This is a genomic window from Pseudomonas sp. OTU750018 (assembly GCF_011636575.1).
GTDB lineage: Bacteria > Pseudomonadota > Gammaproteobacteria > Pseudomonadales > Pseudomonadaceae > Aquipseudomonas > Aquipseudomonas peli.
On sequence record NZ_JAAPAU010000002.1, the window covers coordinates 230,000 to 248,269 of the forward strand.

13 protein-coding genes are annotated in these 18,270 nt (G+C 60.0%); 8 read left to right on the top strand and 5 right to left on the bottom strand.

The features are described from left to right. Positions 1–119: 119 nt before the first annotated feature. The 6 genes from HCI85_RS09915 (at position 120) to HCI85_RS09940 (ending at position 11,211) form a co-directional block, all read left to right on the top strand. Entirely contained in the window at positions 120–1,463 is a 1,344-nt protein-coding gene (locus HCI85_RS09915; protein WP_160086853.1) for an alanine/glycine:cation symporter family protein, read from the top strand. A 143-nt stretch (positions 1,464–1,606) separates the two neighbouring features. Continuing rightward, the gene (gene tpx, locus HCI85_RS09920; protein ID WP_160086855.1) at positions 1,607–2,107 is read left to right on the top strand and encodes a thiol peroxidase; all 501 of its coding nucleotides are present in this window, start codon (positions 1,607–1,609) and stop codon (positions 2,105–2,107) included. A gap of 224 nt (positions 2,108–2,331) precedes the next feature. Continuing rightward, entirely contained in the window at positions 2,332–3,558 is a 1,227-nt protein-coding gene (locus HCI85_RS09925) for an MdtA/MuxA family multidrug efflux RND transporter periplasmic adaptor subunit (protein WP_167144588.1), read from the top strand. Then, the gene (locus tag HCI85_RS09930; protein WP_167144589.1) at positions 3,555–6,653 is read left to right on the top strand and encodes an MdtB/MuxB family multidrug efflux RND transporter permease subunit; all 3,099 of its coding nucleotides are present in this window, start codon (positions 3,555–3,557) and stop codon (positions 6,651–6,653) included. Before HCI85_RS09925 ends, HCI85_RS09930 begins: the two co-directional genes overlap by 4 nt. Continuing rightward, positions 6,650–9,757 carry an efflux RND transporter permease subunit gene (locus HCI85_RS09935; protein ID WP_167144590.1) on the top strand — a complete coding sequence of 1,036 codons (3,108 nt, stop codon included), beginning with the start codon at positions 6,650–6,652 and terminating at the stop codon, positions 9,755–9,757. Before HCI85_RS09930 ends, HCI85_RS09935 begins: the two co-directional genes overlap by 4 nt. Next, positions 9,754–11,211 (top strand): efflux transporter outer membrane subunit, encoded by a 1,458-nt coding sequence (locus HCI85_RS09940; RefSeq protein WP_167144591.1) that lies wholly within the window; start codon positions 9,754–9,756, stop codon positions 11,209–11,211. Before HCI85_RS09935 ends, HCI85_RS09940 begins: the two co-directional genes overlap by 4 nt. Positions 11,212–11,261: 50 nt before the next feature. Here HCI85_RS09940 and HCI85_RS09945 read toward each other — a convergent pair whose 3' ends face one another. From HCI85_RS09945 to HCI85_RS09960, 4 genes are all read right to left on the bottom strand, one after another. After that, the gene (locus tag HCI85_RS09945; protein WP_160086865.1) at positions 11,262–12,269 is read right to left on the bottom strand and encodes a DctP family TRAP transporter solute-binding subunit; all 1,008 of its coding nucleotides are present in this window, start codon (positions 12,267–12,269) and stop codon (positions 11,262–11,264) included. A 387-nt stretch (positions 12,270–12,656) separates the two neighbouring features. Then, complete coding sequence (locus HCI85_RS09950; protein WP_167144592.1) at positions 12,657–13,661, bottom strand: TRAP transporter substrate-binding protein; 1,005 nt, start codon at positions 13,659–13,661, stop codon at positions 12,657–12,659. A 310-nt stretch (positions 13,662–13,971) separates the two neighbouring features. Next, complete coding sequence (locus tag HCI85_RS09955; protein WP_167144593.1) at positions 13,972–14,472, bottom strand: disulfide bond formation protein B; 501 nt, start codon at positions 14,470–14,472, stop codon at positions 13,972–13,974. 75 nt (positions 14,473–14,547) lie between these two features. Continuing rightward, positions 14,548–14,820 (bottom strand): hypothetical protein, encoded by a 273-nt coding sequence (locus tag HCI85_RS09960; RefSeq protein WP_241693765.1) that lies wholly within the window; start codon positions 14,818–14,820, stop codon positions 14,548–14,550. Positions 14,821–15,109: 289 nt separating this feature from the next. Here HCI85_RS09960 and HCI85_RS09965 point away from each other — a divergent pair, with 289 nt between their 5' ends. Then, positions 15,110–15,610, top strand: coding sequence for a DUF1203 domain-containing protein (locus HCI85_RS09965; RefSeq protein WP_167144594.1), 501 nt, complete (start codon positions 15,110–15,112; stop codon positions 15,608–15,610). A 34-nt stretch (positions 15,611–15,644) separates the two neighbouring features. Here the strand turns inward: HCI85_RS09965 and HCI85_RS09970 are convergent, their stop codons facing one another. After that, positions 15,645–15,836, bottom strand: coding sequence for a hypothetical protein (locus HCI85_RS09970; protein ID WP_167144357.1), 192 nt, complete (start codon positions 15,834–15,836; stop codon positions 15,645–15,647). Positions 15,837–16,058: 222 nt separating this feature from the next. Between HCI85_RS09970 and katG the strand changes: the two genes are divergently transcribed. Further along, positions 16,059–18,269, top strand: coding sequence for a catalase/peroxidase HPI (gene katG / locus HCI85_RS09975; protein ID WP_167144595.1), 2,211 nt, complete (start codon positions 16,059–16,061; stop codon positions 18,267–18,269). The last annotated feature ends 1 nt before the right edge of the window (position 18,270 follow it).

Here is an 18,270-nt window from a genome sequence, read left to right on the forward strand (position 1 = left end):
TCCGCTGTTTGCAGGCGCGCCAACCCGGTTCGCGTTCTGCTCATCAGTTTGGCCTACCCGGCAATCGGACAAGCGAAGGCTACCCACCTCGCGTTCACTACAAGAATAAGGAAATGAGCATGGAATTCGTCAACACCCTGGTCAATCAACTCAATGGCGTGGTCTGGGGCCCGCCCATGCTGGTGCTGATTCTCGGCACCGGTCTGTTCCTCATGTTGCGTTTGAAATTCATGCCGCTGAGCAAGATTGGCGCGGGCTTCAAACTGATGTGGCAAGGCCGTCAGAAAGGTGATGCCGAGAGCGGTGAAATCAGCCCGTTCCAGGCCCTGATGACCTGCCTGGCCGCCACTGTCGGTACCGGCAATATCGCCGGTGTAGCCACAGCGATTTTCCTCGGCGGTCCCGGTGCGTTGTTCTGGATGTGGTGTACCGCACTGGTCGGTATGGCCACCAAGTACTGCGAAGTGGTGCTTGCGGTGCATTACCGCGAGAAGGATGAGCGCGGCGAGCACGTCGGAGGTCCGATGTACGCGATCAAGAATGGCCTGGGCAAGAAGTGGCTGTGGCTGGGTACCGCGTTCGCCATCTTCGGCGGCTTTGCCGGTTTCGGCATCGGCAATATGGTGCAGGTCAACAGCATGGCCGCAGCTCTGCAAACCACCTTCAATATTCCGCTGTGGGTTACCGGTGTGGTGACCATGGTGATTGTCGGCATGGTGATCCTCGGCGGCATCAAGCGTATCGGTAAGGTCGCAGCGACCCTGGTGCCCTTTATGTGCGTGGCCTACATCATCGCCGCCATGGTGGTGTTGGTGGTCAATGCATCGGAAATCCCCAAAGCCTTTGAAATGATCTTCACCTACGCCTTTACCCCTATAGCTGCTACCGGTGGTTTTGCCGGTGCGGCGGTGATGGCGGCGATTCGCTTCGGTGTGGCGCGCGGTATTTTCTCCAACGAAGCAGGTCTGGGTACTGCAGGTATCGCTCAGGCGGCTGGCACCACCAACAGCCCGGTACGTTCGGGGATGATCGGCATGCTCGGGACCTTCATCGACACCATCATCATCTGCTCGATGACTGGCCTGGCGATCATCACCTCCGGCGTGTGGACCAGCGGTGCCAGCGGTGCAGCGCTGTCGGCAGCAGCTTTCGAACAGGCGATGCCAGGCGTCGGCGGTTATATCCTGACGTTGGCCCTGGTGGTGTTTGCTTTTACCACCATCCTCGGCTGGAGCTACTTCGGTGAGAAGTGCTGGGAATACATGGTCGGCACCAAGTCGATCCTGCCGTTCCGCATTCTCTGGGTGGTAGCCGTGCCGTTCGGTGCGATTGCCCAGCTGGACTTCGCATGGTTGGTGGCCGATACCCTCAATGGCCTAATGGCGATTCCTAACCTGTTGTCGCTGCTGTTGCTCAGTCCGATCGTGGTCAAGCTGACCAAGGATCACTTCGCAAAAAATTGATGTGTCGCCTGGGCGCGCAGGGTAGTCTGACTCAACGGTCAGCTCTGCTTGCCCTCTTTGCAGGGGCGCGTGCTTGCCATTTGGCCGGTTCGCGCCCTTACTTGTTCACCGCCCCTCAAATCCACTGATAAGGATCGTTTCCAATGGCACAAGTCACCCTCAAAGGTTCCCCGGTTGAAGTTACCGGTCAACTGCCGCAGGTTGGTCAGCAAGCGCCGGCGTTTAGCCTGGTTGCCGGCGACCTGAGCGACGTGAGCCTGGCCAGCCTGGCCGGCAAGCGCAAAGTCCTGAACATTTTCCCAAGTGTTGATACCCCAACCTGCGCCACCTCCGTGCGTACGTTCAACGCCGGTGCCAGCAAACTGGCCAACACCGTGGTGCTGTGCATTTCCACTGACCTGCCATTTGCCCAGGCGCGTTTCTGCGGTGCTGAAGGTCTGGAAAACGTGATCAACCTTTCGACCATGCGTGGTGCTGACTTCCTGCAGAACTACGGTGTGGCCATCGCCAGCGGTCCGCTGGTGGGTGTAGCTGCCCGCGCTGTGGTGGTGCTGGATGAAAACGACAAGGTGCTGCACAGCGAGCTGGTTGGCGAAATTGCTGACGAGCCGAACTACGCCGCTGCGATGGCTGCGCTTCAGTAACAGCTGATTACGTTGTGCCAACGGCCTGCATTGCAGGCCGTTTTTATTTCTGCCTGCCATCACTTACGGACCATCGCCGCGCAGCGGTCACTACTGTTCCGGCAATTTTCTATTCGGATCAGACATTTAGTTACGTAAGGAAAAGGTAAATAGGCGGTAAAGAGGCTTTGCAGGGTGGCTGATAGTGAATATCGTTCACGCTCCCCAAGGAAGTGATTGTCGCCATGCCTGATACACAGCTCACCACCCGTCCTCGTAACCTGTCGCGCCAATGGCTGGTCGGCTCGCTTGCGCTGGTAGTTCTGGCCTTACTGTTGTGGTGGTTCTGGCCCAGCCCGCCGGAAGCACCCGCACGCGGTGGGCCGTGGCGCGATGGTGGGCCGGTGCCCGTGCGTGTTGCCAACGTGACGCAAGGTGATTTCCCGGTTGAGCTCAAGTCCTTGGGTACCGTCACCGCCTATAACACGGTGAATGTGCGCGGCCGGGTCGAAGGTGAGCTAGTCAAGCTGCTGTTCAAGGACGGCCAACAGGTCAAAGCCGGCGACTTGCTGGCGGTTATCGACCCGCGCTCTTATGAAATCGCCTTGCAGCAGGCCCAGGGCGCCTTGCAGGAAAGCCAAGCGCAACTGCGCAATGCCGAGTTGGACCTAGCGCGTTACCGCGGTCTGTACGCCGAAGATTCGATTGCCAAGCAAACCCTCGATACCCAGGAAGCCCTGGTCAACCAGTACCGGGGCGGGATCAAGAGCCTGCAGGCGGATGTCGCCACCGCGCGGCTGAACCTGGAATTCACCCAGATTCGTGCACCGATTACCGGTCGCCTGGGTATCCGTCAGGCTGACGTGGGTAACTTGGTCAGCAGTGGCGATACGCTGCCGCTGGTGGTGATTACCCAGACCCTACCGATTGCCGTGATGTTTACCCTGCCCGAAGCCGAGCTGCCGGCCGTGGTGCAACAGCTGCGCGCAGGCAAAACCCTCGCGGTCGAGGCCTGGGATCGCAGTGAAAAGCTCAAACTGGCCGAAGGCGAGCTGGAGAGCGTCGATAACCTGATCGACACCGCCACCGGCACGGTCAAGCTTAAAGCGCGCTTCGCCAATGCCGAGGAAATGCTCTTCCCCAACCAGTTCGTCAACGTGCGCCTACGGGTAAAAACACTGCAGAACGTCACCCTGATGCCGGCCGCCGCGCTGCAGTTTGGCGCCAGTGGCACCTTTGCCTATGTGGTGGACGCGGAAGACAAGGTGCAGCTGACGCCGATCAGCGTCGGTGCCAGCGACGGCCAACTCAGCGTGGTCGAGCAGGGCCTCAAAGCGGGTGATCGCCTGGTGCTGGAAGGCACCGACCGCCTGCGTTCGGGCAACAAGGTTGAGGTGATCGACGACAAGCCTGTCGCCGCCCAAACCGAGCCGGCAATGCCTGAGCGCCAGGGAGCGCCGCGCGTCCAATGAACGCCTCCCGTCTGTTTATCCTGCGTCCGGTCGCCACCACGCTGATCATGCTGGCGATCTTCTTGAGTGGTCTGATCGCCTACCGCTTACTGCCCGTGTCGGCGCTGCCGGAAGTAGATTACCCGACCATTCGGGTGATGACCCTGTATCCAGGCGCCAGCCCGGATGTGATGACCAGTGCGGTCACCGCGCCCCTGGAGCGCCAGTTCGGTCAGATGGCCGGGCTAAAACAGATGTCCTCGACCAGCTCCGGCGGCGCCTCGGTGATTACCCTGCGCTTTAACCTGGAGGTGAAGCTGGATGTCGCCGAGCAGGAAGTGCAGGCAGCGATCAATGGCGCAAGCAACCTGCTGCCCAGCGACCTGCCGGCACCGCCGGTGTACAACAAGGTCAACCCGGCCGACACCCCAGTGTTGACCCTGGCCATAAGCTCGAAAACCATGCCGCTGCCGCAGGTGTTCGATCTGGTCGACACTCGCCTGGCACAGAAGCTCGCGCAAACCAGCGGCGTTGGCCTGGTCACCCTCGCGGGCGGCCAGCGCCCGGCGGTACGCATCCGGGTCAACCCCGAAGCATTGGCGTCCTATGGCCTGAACCTCAGCGATATACGCACGCTGATCACCGCCAGCAACGTCAACCAGCCCAAGGGCAACTTCGACGGCCCGACGCGGGTGTCGCAGCTGGATGCCAATGACCAGCTGAAATCCGTCGACGAATACCGCGAACTGATCCTCGACTACCAGAATGGCGCCACGCTGCGCCTTAAGGATGTCGCCGAAATTATCGACGGCGCGGAAAACCAGCGCCTGGCCGCCTGGGCCAATCGCAGCGAGGCCGTGCTGGTCAACGTGCAGCGCCAGCCCGGTGCCAACGTAATCGATGTGGTCGACCGTATTCAGGCCATGCTGCCGAACCTGACCCAAGGTTTGCCGGCCAGCGTCGAGGTCAGCGTGTTGACCGACCGCACCGAAACCATCCGCGCGGCGGTCAAGGGTGTGCAGCATGAGCTGCTGCTGGCAATCGCTCTGGTGGTACTGGTGACTTTCCTGTTTCTGCGAAAAGTCTCGGCGACCATCATCCCGTCGATTGTCGTGCCGCTGTCGCTGGTCGGCACCTTCGGCGTGATGTACCTAGCCGGTTTCACCATCAACAACCTGACGCTGATGGCCCTGACCATTGCCACCGGCTTTGTGGTGGACGACGCCATCGTCATGCTGGAGAACATCGCCCGCCACCTGGAAGAGGGTGAAACGCCGCTAAATGCGGCGCTCAAAGGCGCCAGGCAAATCGGCTTTACCCTGGTATCGCTGACCATTTCCTTGATTGCCGTGCTGATTCCGCTGCTGTTTATGGCCGATGTGGTGGGGCGCTTGTTCCGCGAATTTGCCATCACCCTGGCGGTGGCCATTCTGATTTCCCTGGTGGTGTCGCTGACTCTGACGCCGATGATGTGCGCGCGCCTGCTCAAGGCGGAAAAGCCCGAAGAAGAAGGGCGTTTCTACCGCGCCGCTGGAGCGGTAATCGACGGCATGATCGCCCGTTACGGCGTATGGCTGACCTGGGTACTCAAGCATCAGCCGCTGACCCTGCTGGTAGCCATCGGCACGATGGCGCTGACTGTAGTGCTCTACCTCGTCGTGCCCAAGGGCTTTTTCCCGGTGCAGGACACCGGGGTGATCCAGGGCATTTCCGAGGCGCCGCAGTCGATTTCCTTCCGCGCCATGAGCGAGCGTCAGCAACGCCTGGCCGAGGTGATACTGCAGGACCCGGCCGTGGCCAGTCTGTCGTCCTACATCGGCGTGGACGGTGACAACCCGACACTCAATAGCGGCCGTCTGCTGATCAACCTGACGCCACGGGCCGAGCGCGATGTCAGTGCCAGCCAGATTATCGAACGCCTAAGGCCAGAACTGGCGCGGATTCCTGGCATTGAGCTGTACCTGCAACCGGTGCAGGACCTGTCCATCGAGGATCGGGTCAGCCGCACGCAGTTCCAATTCAGCATGGAGTCGCCGGATATCAGCCTGCTGGAAGAGTGGGTGCCCAAGCTGGTCAGTGCGCTGCGCGAGCAGCCGGAATTGACGGACGTGGCCAGCGACCTGCAGAACCGTGGCTTGCAGGTGTTTCTGCAGATTGACCGCGACATGGCCGGGCGGTTGGGCGTGAGCATTGCCGATATCGACAACGCACTCTACGACGCCTTCGGTCAGCGACAAATCTCCACTATTTACACCCAGTCCAGCCAGTACCGCGTGGTGCTGGAGAGTGAGAACGCCGGCAGCATTGGCCCGGCGGCGTTGCGGCAGATTCACGTCAAGGCCGCCGACGGCCAGCAGGTCGCGCTGTCGACTCTGGCCCAGGTCGAGGAACGCGCCGCCAGCCTGTTGATCAACCATATCAGCCAATTCCCGGCCGCGACCCTGTCATTCAACCTGGCCAGCGGTGTATCGCTGGGCGAGGCGGTGGCAGTGATCGAGCGGGTCGAGCAGGAGATCGGCATTCCTCCGGCGGTGCAGACGCGCTTCCAGGGCGCGGCTGAAGCCTTCCGTGCGTCCTTGTCGAGCACCTTGCTGCTGATTCTCGCGGCCATCGTTACCATGTACATCGTGCTCGGCGTGCTTTACGAGAGCTACATCCACCCGATCACCATCCTCTCCACCTTGCCCTCGGCGGGGGTTGGCGCGCTGCTGGCGTTGCTGATCAGCGGCAACGAGCTGGGGCTGATCGCGATCATCGGCATCATTCTGCTGATCGGCATCGTCAAGAAGAACGCGATCATGATGATCGACTTCGCCCTCGACGCCGAACGCAACCAGGGCATGCAGCCGGAAGCGGCGATCTACCAGGCGGCGCTGCTGCGCTTTCGGCCGATTCTGATGACCACCCTGGCCGCGCTGTTTGGCGCGATTCCACTGATGCTGGCCACCGGCTCCGGCGCTGAACTGCGTCAACCGCTAGGCCTGGTGATGGTCGGCGGGTTGCTGCTCAGCCAGATACTCACGCTGTTCACCACACCAGTGATTTACCTGTACTTCGATCGCCTGTCGCGGCGCATTAGCGGCCGTAGCGCGGCCGGGCTAGTGGTCAGCCGATGAACCTCTCCGCGCCCTTTATCCGCCGGCCGGTGGCGACCTTGCTGCTGAGCCTGGCGATTCTGCTGCTCGGCGGCGTCAGCTTTGGTTTGCTGCCGGTCGCGCCGCTGCCGCAGATGGATTTCCCCACGATCACCGTGCAGGCGAGCCTGCCGGGGGCCAGCCCGCAGATCATGGCGTCGAGTGTGGCCACACCGCTGGAACGCTCACTCGGCACCATTGCTGGCATCAGCCAGATGAACAGCCGCAGCAGCCAGGGCAGTACGCGGATCATGATCCAGTTTGACCTGGATCGGGACATCAATGCCGCCGCCCGCGAGGTGCAAGCGGCCATCAATGCCTCACGCGAGCTGCTGCCCAGTGGCATGCGCAGCATGCCGACCTACGCCAAGATCAACCCGTCGCAAGCGCCGATCATGGTGCTGTCGCTGACCAGCGACGTGCTCAACAAGGGCCAGCTGTATGACGTGGCTTCGACCATCCTGGCGCAGAAGCTCGCCCAGGTCACCGGTGTGGGTGAAGTGCAGATCGGCGGCAGTTCCTTGCCCGCCGTGCGCGTGGCGTTGGAGCCACGCTTGCTCGATCAGTACGGCATCGCCCTGGATGACGTGCGCCAGAGCATCAGCGCGGCCAACGCCAAGCGGCCGAAAGGCGCGGTGGAAGATGCCGAGCGGCACTGGCAAGTGCAGGCCAGCGATCAGCTGGAGAAAGCCGCCGATTACCTGCCGCTGATCATTCGCTACCAGGACGGCGCAGCCGTGCGACTGGGCGATGTCGCGAGCGTGACCGATGGTGTCGAGGACCGCTACAACAGCGGCTTCTTCAACGATGAGCAGGCGGTGCTGCTGGTCATCAACCGGCAGACCGGGGCTAATATCATTGAAACCATTGCCGGCATTCGCGAGCAGTTGCCGGCCTTGCGCGCGGTGATCCCCGCCAGTATCGAGCTGGAAGTGGCGATGGACCGCTCGCCGGTGATACGCGCCACCCTGCATGAGGCTGAGCAGACCCTGCTGATCGCCGTGGTGTTGGTGATACTGGTGGTGTTCGCCTTCCTTGGCCGCTGGCGTGCAGCGCTGATTCCGGCCCTGGCCGTGCCGGTGTCGCTGGTCGGCACCTTTGCGGTGATGTACCTGCTGGATTTCTCCCTGAACAACCTGTCGCTGATGGCGCTGATCATTGCCACCGGCCTGGTGGTGGACGATGCCATCGTCGTTTTGGAAAACATTTCGCGGCATATCGAGGCCGGCGAAACGCCGATGGCGGCGGCGTTCAAGGGCGCGCGGGAGGTGGGCTTCACCTTGCTGGCGATGAACCTGTCGCTGGTCGCGGTGTTTATCTCGATCCTGTTTATGGGCGGTATCGTCGAGCGGTTGTTCCGCGAGTTTTCCATCACCCTGGCCGTGGCCATCGTGATCTCGCTGCTGGTGTCGCTGACGCTGACGCCGATGCTCTGTGCGCGCTGGCTCAAGGCCGACACTGTTGAACGCCCGCCCAGCATCATGCAACGCTGGGGCGCGGCTGTGCAGACACGTGTGCTGGCGTTTTACGCACGGGGGCTGGACTGGGCTCTCAAGCATTCGCTGCTGATGTTGTTCAGCCTGCTGGCCACCATCGCGCTGAATATCTTTCTGTTTGTCAGCGTGCCGAAAACCTTTATGCCGCAGCAGGACACCGGCCAATTGATCGGCTTTATTCGCGGCGATGACGGTCTGTCATTCCAGGTCATGCAGCCGAAAATGGAGATTTATCGCCGTGCCGTGCTGGCCGATCCTGCAGTGGAAAGCGTGGCCGGGTTTATTGGCGGCAGTGGCGGCATCAACAACGCCTTTATGATCGTGCGCTTGAAGCCAGTTACTGAGCGCAAGGTCGACGCGCAGGCGGTAATCAACCGCCTGCGCCAGTCAGTGCCGAAAGTGCCGGGCGGGCGGATGTTCCTGATGCCGGATCAGGACCTGCAGATCGGTGGGCGAGAAGGGCGCAGCTCGGAAAACGAGTACATGCTGCTGTCAGGCGACCTCGATGCCCTGCGCACTTGGTTGCCCCCCGTACGTGAAGCGTTGCGGGCCTTGCCAGAGCTGACCGATATCGATGCCAAAGAGGCCGAAGGCACTCAGCAGATTCGTCTGGTGGTTGACCGCGATGTGGCCAAGCGTCTGGGCGTGGATATGAACATGATTACCGCTGTGCTGAATAACGCCTTTAGCCAGCGCCAGGTGTCGACCATCTACGACAGCCTCAATCAATACAGCGTGGTCATGGAGATCAATCCGAAGTTCGCTGAGTACCCGGAAACCCTCGACCAGATTCAGCTGATTACCAGCGAGGGCGCGCGGGTGCCCTTGTCCAGCTTTGCCCGTTGGGAGCGCAGCCTGGAAGAAGACCGGGTGAGCCACCAAGGGCAGTTTGCCGTGGAAAATATCGGTTTTTCCCTGGCCGAGGGGGTCAGCTTGGATCAAGCCAGCCAGGCCATTGATCGGGCCATTGCGCGCATTGCGTTACCCACGGAAGTTCAAGGCATGCTGGGTGGTACCGGTGGTGCTTTCCAGCAGACGCAACAGAATCAGCCATGGATGATCCTGATGGCCCTGGTCGTGGTGTATATCGTCCTCGGCGTACTGTACGAGAGCTATATCCATCCGCTGACCATTCTCTCCACCTTGCCATCGGCCGGCGTCGGCGCATTGCTTGCGTTGGAATTGATGAGCATCGAGTTCAGCCTGATTTCATTGTTGGGGTTGTTCCTGCTGATCGGTATCGTCAAAAAGAACGCGATTCTGATGATCGACCTGGCCCTGCAGCTTGAACGTCAGCAGCATATGAGCCCGTACGAGTCGATCCGCCAGGCATGCCTGCTGCGTTTCCGACCGATCATGATGACCACCCTGGCGGCGATTCTCGGCGCATTACCGCTGATGCTGAGCAGCGCCGAAGGCTCGGAAATGCGCCAGCCGCTGGGCATCACGATTGTCGGTGGGCTGGTATTGAGCCAGTTGCTGACCCTCTACACCACACCGGTGATCTACCTGTATTTCGACCGCCTGCGCCACCGGGTCAACCGCTGGCGCGGAGTGCGCACTGACGCTGCCCTGGAAACCCCGCTATGAAAGCCCTCGCTGCCTATCGTTTACCCACCTTGCTGGCGTTGAGTCTGGCCCTGAGCGCCTGTGCCATCGGCCCGGATTATCAGCGCCCGCAGTTGCAAACCCCGGCGCAGTTCAAACAGATTGAAGGCTGGACCCAGGCCAAGCCCGGTGATGTGCTGGAGCGCGGCAGCTGGTGGCAGTTGTATGGCGACAGCGAGCTGAATGCCCTGGTCGAGCGGCTGAATATCTCCAACCAGAACCTGGCCGCCAGTGAGGCGCAATATCGCCAGGCCCGTGCGTTGGTGCGCGGCGCGCGCGCGGCGTTCTACCCGAGCCTCTCCAGCAGTGCCGGTGCTACCCGTAGCAGCCAGGGCAACGGCTCCAATACCAGTAGCTTCAGCACCACAGGCAGCGCGGGGGGGATCAGCAAGAGTTATGAACTGGGCCTGAATGCCGCCTGGGAGCTGGATATCTGGGGCAAGTTGCGCCGCTCGCTGGAGTCCAGTCGCGCCAGCTATGAGGCCAGCGCTGCCGACCTGGCGGCACTGAAGCTCAGCTTGCAGGCCGAGCTGGTGCAGAACTACCTGCAACTGCGCGTGCTGGATGATCAACAACGCCTACTCGATGCCACTGTGGCGGCCTATGAACGCTCGCTGAAACTCACGGAAAACCAGTACAACGCTGGCATCGTGCCGAAATCCGATGTCAGCCAGGCGCTGACCCAGTTGAAAAGCACCCAGGCTCAGGCCATCGACCTGAAATGGCAGCGTGCGCAGCTGGAGCATGCGATTGCCGTACTGATCGGCGTGCCGCCTAGCGAGCTGAGCATTGCCGTACGCGAGCAATTGCCAGCGTTGCCAGCAATCCCCGTGGCTTTGCCGTCGCAACTGCTGGAACGCCGCCCCGATGTCGCGGCTGCGGAACGCCGGGTAATAGCCGCCAACGCCGAGATTGGCGTCGCCGAAGCCGCCTGGTACCCAGATCTGACCATTTCCGCCAGCGGCGGCTACCGTGGCAGCAGCTTTGCCGACTGGATCAATCTGCCCAACCGTTTCTGGTCGCTCGGCCCGCAGTTGGCGCTGACCCTGTTCGATGGCGGCGCGCGCAGCGCCGAGCTGGAACGCAGCGAAGCGGCCTACGACCAGACCGTGGCGCAATACCGCCAGTCGGTGCTCGACAGCTTCCGTGAGGTGGAGGATTACCTGGTGCAACTGCGTGTGCTGCAGCAGGAAGCCGTGATCCAGCAGGAGGCACTGGACGCCGCCCGCGAATCCCTGCGCCTGATCGAAAATCAGTACCGCGCCGGTACGGTGGACTTCAACAGCGTGGTCAGTGTGCAGGCCACTGCGCTGAACAATGAACGCACCACCCTCAGCTTGCTGGGCAATCGTCTGACCGCCAGCGTGCAGCTGATCGCGGCGCTGGGTGGTGGTTGGCAGGATGAGTTCGAAGTGTCGGAGCAAGAAGCGCCCTAAGCGTCAGTACAGGTAACCGCCGTATTGACGCTTAAGACTTAGGGGCATGGTTATTCGCGGGATTTGCGGTTAACCGTTTGCGCGGCCTTGAGTATGTCTGCGCCAATCTCAGCTTCAAACTGCTGCCAAACCGGTTGCATGGCGGTGCGCCAGGCTGCACGTTGTTCGTCACTTAGGCTGATGATCTGGCTGCTGCCCGAGGCCTCGATACGCTGGCGATCAGCGCGATTGGCGGCCTCGGACTGGCGGTTAACCTCAAAACTCACTTCATCGATTATGGCTTCCAGCTCACTGCGAATACTGTGGGGTATGGAGAACCAGAAGCGCTGGTTACTGACCAGCATGTAGTCGAGCGCACCATGGTTGGTCTCGGTGATAAACGGCTGCAGGGTGTGCAGCTGCTTGGTGTAGATGTTCGACCAGGCATTCTCGGTGCCCTGTACCTTGCCGTTTTGCAGCGCGTCGAAGACCTCGGCAAAGGGCATGGCCAAGGGCGCCGCACCGATTTGGTAGAACTGCGCTTCCAGCACGCTGGAAGGCTGAATGCGGAACTTCAAACCCACCGCATCACTGGGCACCTGCAGCGCTTTAGTCGCCGAAAGTTGCTTCATACCGTTATGCCAATACGCCAGGCCAATGATGTTGTGCGTCTCCATGGAGCGCAGCAGTTGACGGCCTTTGGCGCGCTTCTGGAAGCGCGTTACGGCTTCTAGGTCATCGAACAGGAAGGGCAGATCGAACACCTGCAACTGCTTGGTGTATTTCTCGAACTTGGCCAGCGACGGTGCGAGCAATTGCACCTCGTTGTTGGCCAAGGCCTGCAGCTCGTTGTTGTCGCCAAATAAGCTGGAAGCCGGATAAACCTCGACGTTGACCTTGCCTGCCAGACGCTGATCGACCAACTGTTTGAACAGTAAAGCGCCCTGGCCCTTGGGCGTGTGCTCATCGGCGACATGGGCAAACTTGATCAGGATGGGCTCCTGTTCTTGAGCGTGGCAAAGGTTGAATGCACTGAACAGTAGGGTGCCAATGGCTATAGCAGCAATCGACTTGAACATAGGAGAGTCCTTGGTTGAGGCAGGCGAGCAGTCTTGAATAATCGGGATCATCAGGCGCTATACGAAGGTTAAAGCGTAGCGGCTTTTTGCCAGCGCCCCGGGTGATTAACCTGGGGCACGTAGAAGGGGCTAGTTAGAGCGGCGCGGAGGTTACTGCACTTGGCGAGACAGTGGAGTGCGATGGCGCACGTCTTAGAGCCAGCACACGATCTGCTGCGCGTCGGCCCTACTGCGTTAAAAACAGGCTCGGCCCGCTTGCGGCTAACGCGCTTTAGCGTGACCCGCAGGGCGAGTGAAACGAGTCGTGCTCATTTACACCAGTAAACTCCGCTTCCTCACCTGTTTTCGCCTTGTGTAGCTCTAGCTCGCGAGATCGTGAACAGGCTCTTAACGCTTGTTGCGGTTAACCGTTTGTGCGGCCTTCATTATGTCGGCGCCGATCACGCCTTCGAACTGTTTCCACACCGGCTGCATGGCTTGGCGCCAGGCATCGCGTTGTTCATCGTTAAGGGCGATAACTTGCGTGCCGGTGGCTGCGGCGATGCGGTCGCGGTCGGCCTGGTTAGCGGCTTCAGCCTGGCGGTTCACCTCGTAGGTCACCTCGTCGATGATGCCTTCAAGCTCCATGCGGATCTGGTGCGGAATGCCGTACCAGAAACGTGGGTTGCTCACCAGCATGTAGTCGAGTACGCCATGGTTGGTCTCGGTTATAAACGGCTGCACCGTGTGCAGTTGCTTGCTGTAAATGTTTGACCAGGGGTTTTCCGCCCCCTGCACTTTGCCGCTTTTCAGCGCGTCGAAGACTTCGGCAAATGGCATAACCAGCGGCGTGGCGCCGAGCTGGTTGAACTGCGCCTCAAGCACCGATGAAGGCTGGATACGGAACTTCAAACCGGCTGCGTCACCCGGTACCAGCAGCGCTTTGGTTGCCGAAAGTTGCTTCATGCCGTTGTGCCAATAGGCCAGGCCGACAATGTTGTGGTCTTCCATAGAGCGCAGTAACTGGCGGCCTTTCGCGCGCTTCTGGAAGCGGTTGACGGCGTCCAGGTCATCGAACAGGAAAGGCAGGTCGAACACCTGCAATTGCTTGGTGTATTTCTCGAACTTGGCCAGCGACGGGGCCAGCAGCTGCACCTCGTTTTTAGCCAATGCGTCGAGCTCGTTGGCATCGCCGTACAGGCTGGAGTTGGGGTAGACCTCAACTTTTACCTTGTCGCCCAGGCGCTCCTCGGCCAGTTTCTTGAACAGCAATGCGCCTTGGCCTTTAGGGGTGTTGTCTGCAACCACATGGGCAAACTTGATCACGATTGGCCCCTTGTCGGTTGCCGCGTGAAGCGTGGTAGACGCCAGTAGCAGGCTGCCAGCGGCGAGGGCGCAGATCGTCTTCAACATAGCGGATGGTCCTGTTGTTCTTATGTTGTGGTGCTGACGGCGAGCCAGGATGGGGCTTAGCAGGCTGGCATTCGTGTCAGATTAATTCGGCGACACATTCATTTGCTGTGCGCAGAGCACCGGCTATATCGCAATGCGTATGCCAGAGTAGCAGCAGGGCTGCAGGGCTGGTTCAGCCACAAAACATGCGTGATCAAACGCACAGTGAGTGGCGATGGCTCGCCATTTTCGGGCAAAAATCGGCAAAAATCCGCTTATAAGAGGGCAGGTGGCGTTTTACCGCCACCTGCAAAAGATTTGCGCTAAATGATCAGCGGCGCACTGCACGCCAGGCAGCTAGCAGGCTCAGCGCCAAGAGCAAGGCAACACTGAGCAATGTCCAGTACGTAAACGACAGGCCGAGAATGCTGTAGTCGTTCTCCCCGCACACACCTGCACTCATAAACACGCTGGGCAACCAATCATGCAGCGGCAGGTAAAAGGCATAGAAGGGGAAGGGCGAGCAACTGGAGCTTTCCAGCACGCCAGTTTCGATCAGCACCAAGTGCGTGTTGTCATACACCGCCATGCCCGCCGCAGCCAGCAGCAACGGCCATAACGGCAAGGTCAGCCAGCGCAGGCCAAGGGCTTCAGCAACCAGAATCAGCAAGCTGAGAGCGCCCCCACAAAGCAGCCACAGGCGAATCTGAATGCACAAGGTGCACGGCTCCCAGCCGGCCAGGTGCTGCAGCAGCAAAGCGCCGCCGAGCATGGCAAAGCAGGCGAGGGCAATCAGGGCGAGTAAGGGCTTGAGTGAGGGTGTGCGGGACATCTGAATCTCCGGAAGGGGGCGTTCGCATTTACTGACGCAGACACTGGGCCGAGGCATCAGATACTCGGCGCGAATTTAAGTTGCAGGCCGGTGTGAACGATCCAGATACAGGGCCAGCAGCGCAAGGATGATTGCCAGCGAATAGGCAAACAAGCCTAGGTTGATGCTCAGGATCATTTTTTCCGAACCATCGGACAACACCATCGAGCCGCCGTAGCTGCCACGCAAGGCATAGGCCAGGAGAAACCCGCCGGTGACGAAGAAAGTCATCAGGCTGCTCAGCCGTATGTTGGCTTTAAACCACACCAGCCAGAACGAGAACGCACCAATCGCGCAATTGGTCGCCAATTGCCAGACCTCATGAAACGCGCATGTGCCTCCCAGTTGGGGTTAAACACGTGCGAGTCGTTCAACTCGAAAATCGGCACCACCACGGCATAAAACACGATGCCGAGGGTTACTAATAATTTGCCAAGCATGGCTAACGCTCCCTGCAGAACCGGATTGGATCGCCGCGAGCATAACGGCGCATCCGAGATTGAACAAAAGCCCTTAAATTTGAAAGTCAGAATTGCATCGCGAGCACCTCGTCGGCTGCCTAAGGTGTGTCGCACACCCCACTCAAGGAGTTGTTGCGATGACCTTACCCACTGATACCGCCCCCATTGCGTTACACGTTCACGGCATAGCCCATGCCGAGGCCATGCATATTTGGCAAGGCGGTCTGGATGCCAACGGCCAGTTACCGGTGCAGCGCCCGGCTGAAGGCCTGGCCAATCCTTGCCGGCATTGTCTGAGCCTGATCACACCCGGTGCAACCAAGCTGGTGTTGGCTCACCGGCCCTTTGCAGCTCTGCAACCCTATGCCGAAACTGGGCCGATCTTTCTGCATCAGCAACCCTGTGAACGGTATGAGCAGGCGACATTGCCTGCCTGGTTTGCGTTTCTGGAACCGGCGATTGTGCGTGGCTATGGCAGCGACGACTGGATTCGCTACGACACCGGTCAGGTGGTGCCCGGCAAATCATTAACAGCAGTTTGTCAGCAGATTCTCAGCGATCCCCACGTGGCCTACGTGCATATCCGCTCCAAGTTCAACTGCTTCCAGTGTCGAGTCGAGCGGGCAAGCGAGGGTTAAGTCAAACAGGGCACTGTTCGGCGTTGGCTGCCACTTAGCGTTTGAGCAAGGTGGAATCCAACTGATTGAAACATTGCACGATGCGCTCATGGCTGACATCGGCAAATTCCTTTTGCGTCAGGCTCACCAATACGCTGGTTTTTACTCGGCCAGAGCGCAGTTGGCGCTGCATAAAAGCCAGCACGTCGGCGTCGCTGGCATCAGGTGTTTGGCGGGTCTCTTCCACGAATCGGCACTCAATAGGGGGGAAGTAAATGCGATCTATCAAGGCGCCAATAGGACGCTGATAGCCGTTACTTTATCAGCTGTCTTGCGGCATTGACTCTATAGTCACGGCGACATATACCCGGACTACTATAAAGGTCATACCCAAATCCTATTGGCTCGTTCGCAGTCCAGCTACCAAGCTGAGTCCACCCCGTTAGGTGAAAAACAACAGGAGAGAGACATGTCAAATGATGCGAAATGCCCATTCTCGGGTGCTACCGGAACCAACACTGTGGCGGGTGGCGCCCCAAAGAATGCCGACTGGTGGCCTAACCAACTCAGCCTGAAAATTCTTCATCAGCATTCCTCCAAGTCCGACCCCATGGGCGAAGGCTTCAATTACGCCGAGGAATTCAAGACGCTTGATCTGCATGCCGTTATTGAAGACCTCACTGCGTTGATGACCGATTCGCAAGACTGGTGGCCAGCCGACTGGGGGCATTACGGTGGTCTGATGATCCGTATGGCCTGGCACGCTGCCGGCACTTACCGCATCCATGATGGACGTGGTGGTGCGAGCACTGGCAATCAACGCTTTGCGCCTCTCAACAGCTGGCCGGATAACGGCAACCTGGACAAGGCCCGCCGTCTGCTGTGGCCAATCAAGCAGAAGTACGGCCGCAAACTGTCCTGGGCCGACTTGTTCGTGCTGGCTGGTAACGTTGCGCTGGAATCCATGGGCTTCAAAACCTTCGGCTTTGCCGGCGGCCGTCCGGACATCTGGGAGCCGGAAGAAGACACCTACTGGGGTTCGGAAACCGAGTGGCTGGCCACCAGCGACAAACCGCACAGCCGCTACACCGGTAATCGAGAGCTAGAAAACCCGTTGGCCGCCGTGCAGATGGGCTTGATCTACGTTAACCCGGAAGGTCCGGACGGTAATCCTGACCCACTGGCATCGGGCCGCGATGTGCGCGAAACCTTCGCCCGCATGGCGATGAACGACGAAGAAACCGTGGCGCTGGTAGCCGGCGGTCACACCTTCGGTAAAGCCCACGGCGCCGGTGATCCTTCCCTGGTTGGCCCTGAGCCGGAAGCCGCGCCGCTGGAAGAGCAGGGCCTGGGCTGGATCAACAAGCTCGGCACTGGTAAAGGCGTACACACCACCACCAGTGGTATCGAAGGGGCTTGGAAACCGAACCCCACTACTTGGGATAACGGTTATTTCGACATGCTCTTCGGTTACGAGTGGGAACTGACCAAGAGCCCGGCCGGTGCCCATCAGTGGACACCGAAAAACGTCAAACCCGAGCACTTGATCCCGGATGCCCACGACCCGGCGAAGAAACACCCACCGATGATGACCACTGCGGACATGTCGCTGCGCATGGACCCGGCTTACGAGAAGATTTCTCGCCGTTTCCACCAGAACCCGCAGGAATTCGCTGATGCCTTTGCCCGCGCCTGGTTCAAACTGACCCACCGCGACATGGGCCCGCGTGCTCGTTACCTCGGCCCGCTGGTGCCGCAGGAAGAACTGATCTGGCAAGACCCGGTTCCGGCGGTCAATCATGCGCTGGTTGACGCGCAGGACATCGCTGGCCTCAAAGCCAAAGTCCTGGCGTCCGGCCTGTCGATTGCTCAGCTGGTCAATACGGCCTGGGCGTCAGCATCCACCTACCGTGGCAGCGACAAGCGTGGTGGTGCCAACGGCGCGCGCATTCGTCTTGCCCCGCAGAAGGACTGGGAAGTTAACCAGCCGGCTGAACTGGCCAAGGTGCTGGCAGCGTTGGAAGCCATCCAAAAAGACTTCAACGCCTCGGCTGCTGGCGGTAAGAAAGTCTCGCTGGCGGATCTGATCGTTCTGGCCGGTTCTGCCGCGGTGGAAGCTGCTGCCAAGAAGGCTGGTGTGGATGCCGTGGTGCCGTTTGCCCCAGGCCGTACTGACGCCACGCAGGATCAGACCGATGTCGAGTCCTTCGCGGTACTGGAGCCCAAGGCCGATGGTTTCCGTAACTACGCCCGCAAGGGTTACGAAAACGTTGCGGCCGAGTTGCTGGTCGATAAGGCGCAGCTGCTGGAACTGACGTCACCGGAGATGACCGTGCTGATTGGCGGTCTGCGCGCGCTCAATGCCAATGCCGGCACAGCCCAGCATGGCGTGTTCACCAAGCGTCCGGAAACCCTGAGCAATGACTTCTTCGTCAACCTGCTCGACATGGGCACCAAGTGGCAGAAGTCTGCCAGCGAAGGTGTGCTGGAAGGCCGCGACCGTAAGACCGGCGACCTGAAATGGACCGCCACCCAGGTTGATCTGGTGTTCGGCTCCAATTCCCAGCTGCGCGCTCAGGCTGAGGTGTATGCCACCAGCGATGCACCCGCGAAGTTTGTGCAGGACTTCGTGGCTGCCTGGACCAAGGTGATGAACCTGGATCGTTTCGATCTCAAGTGAT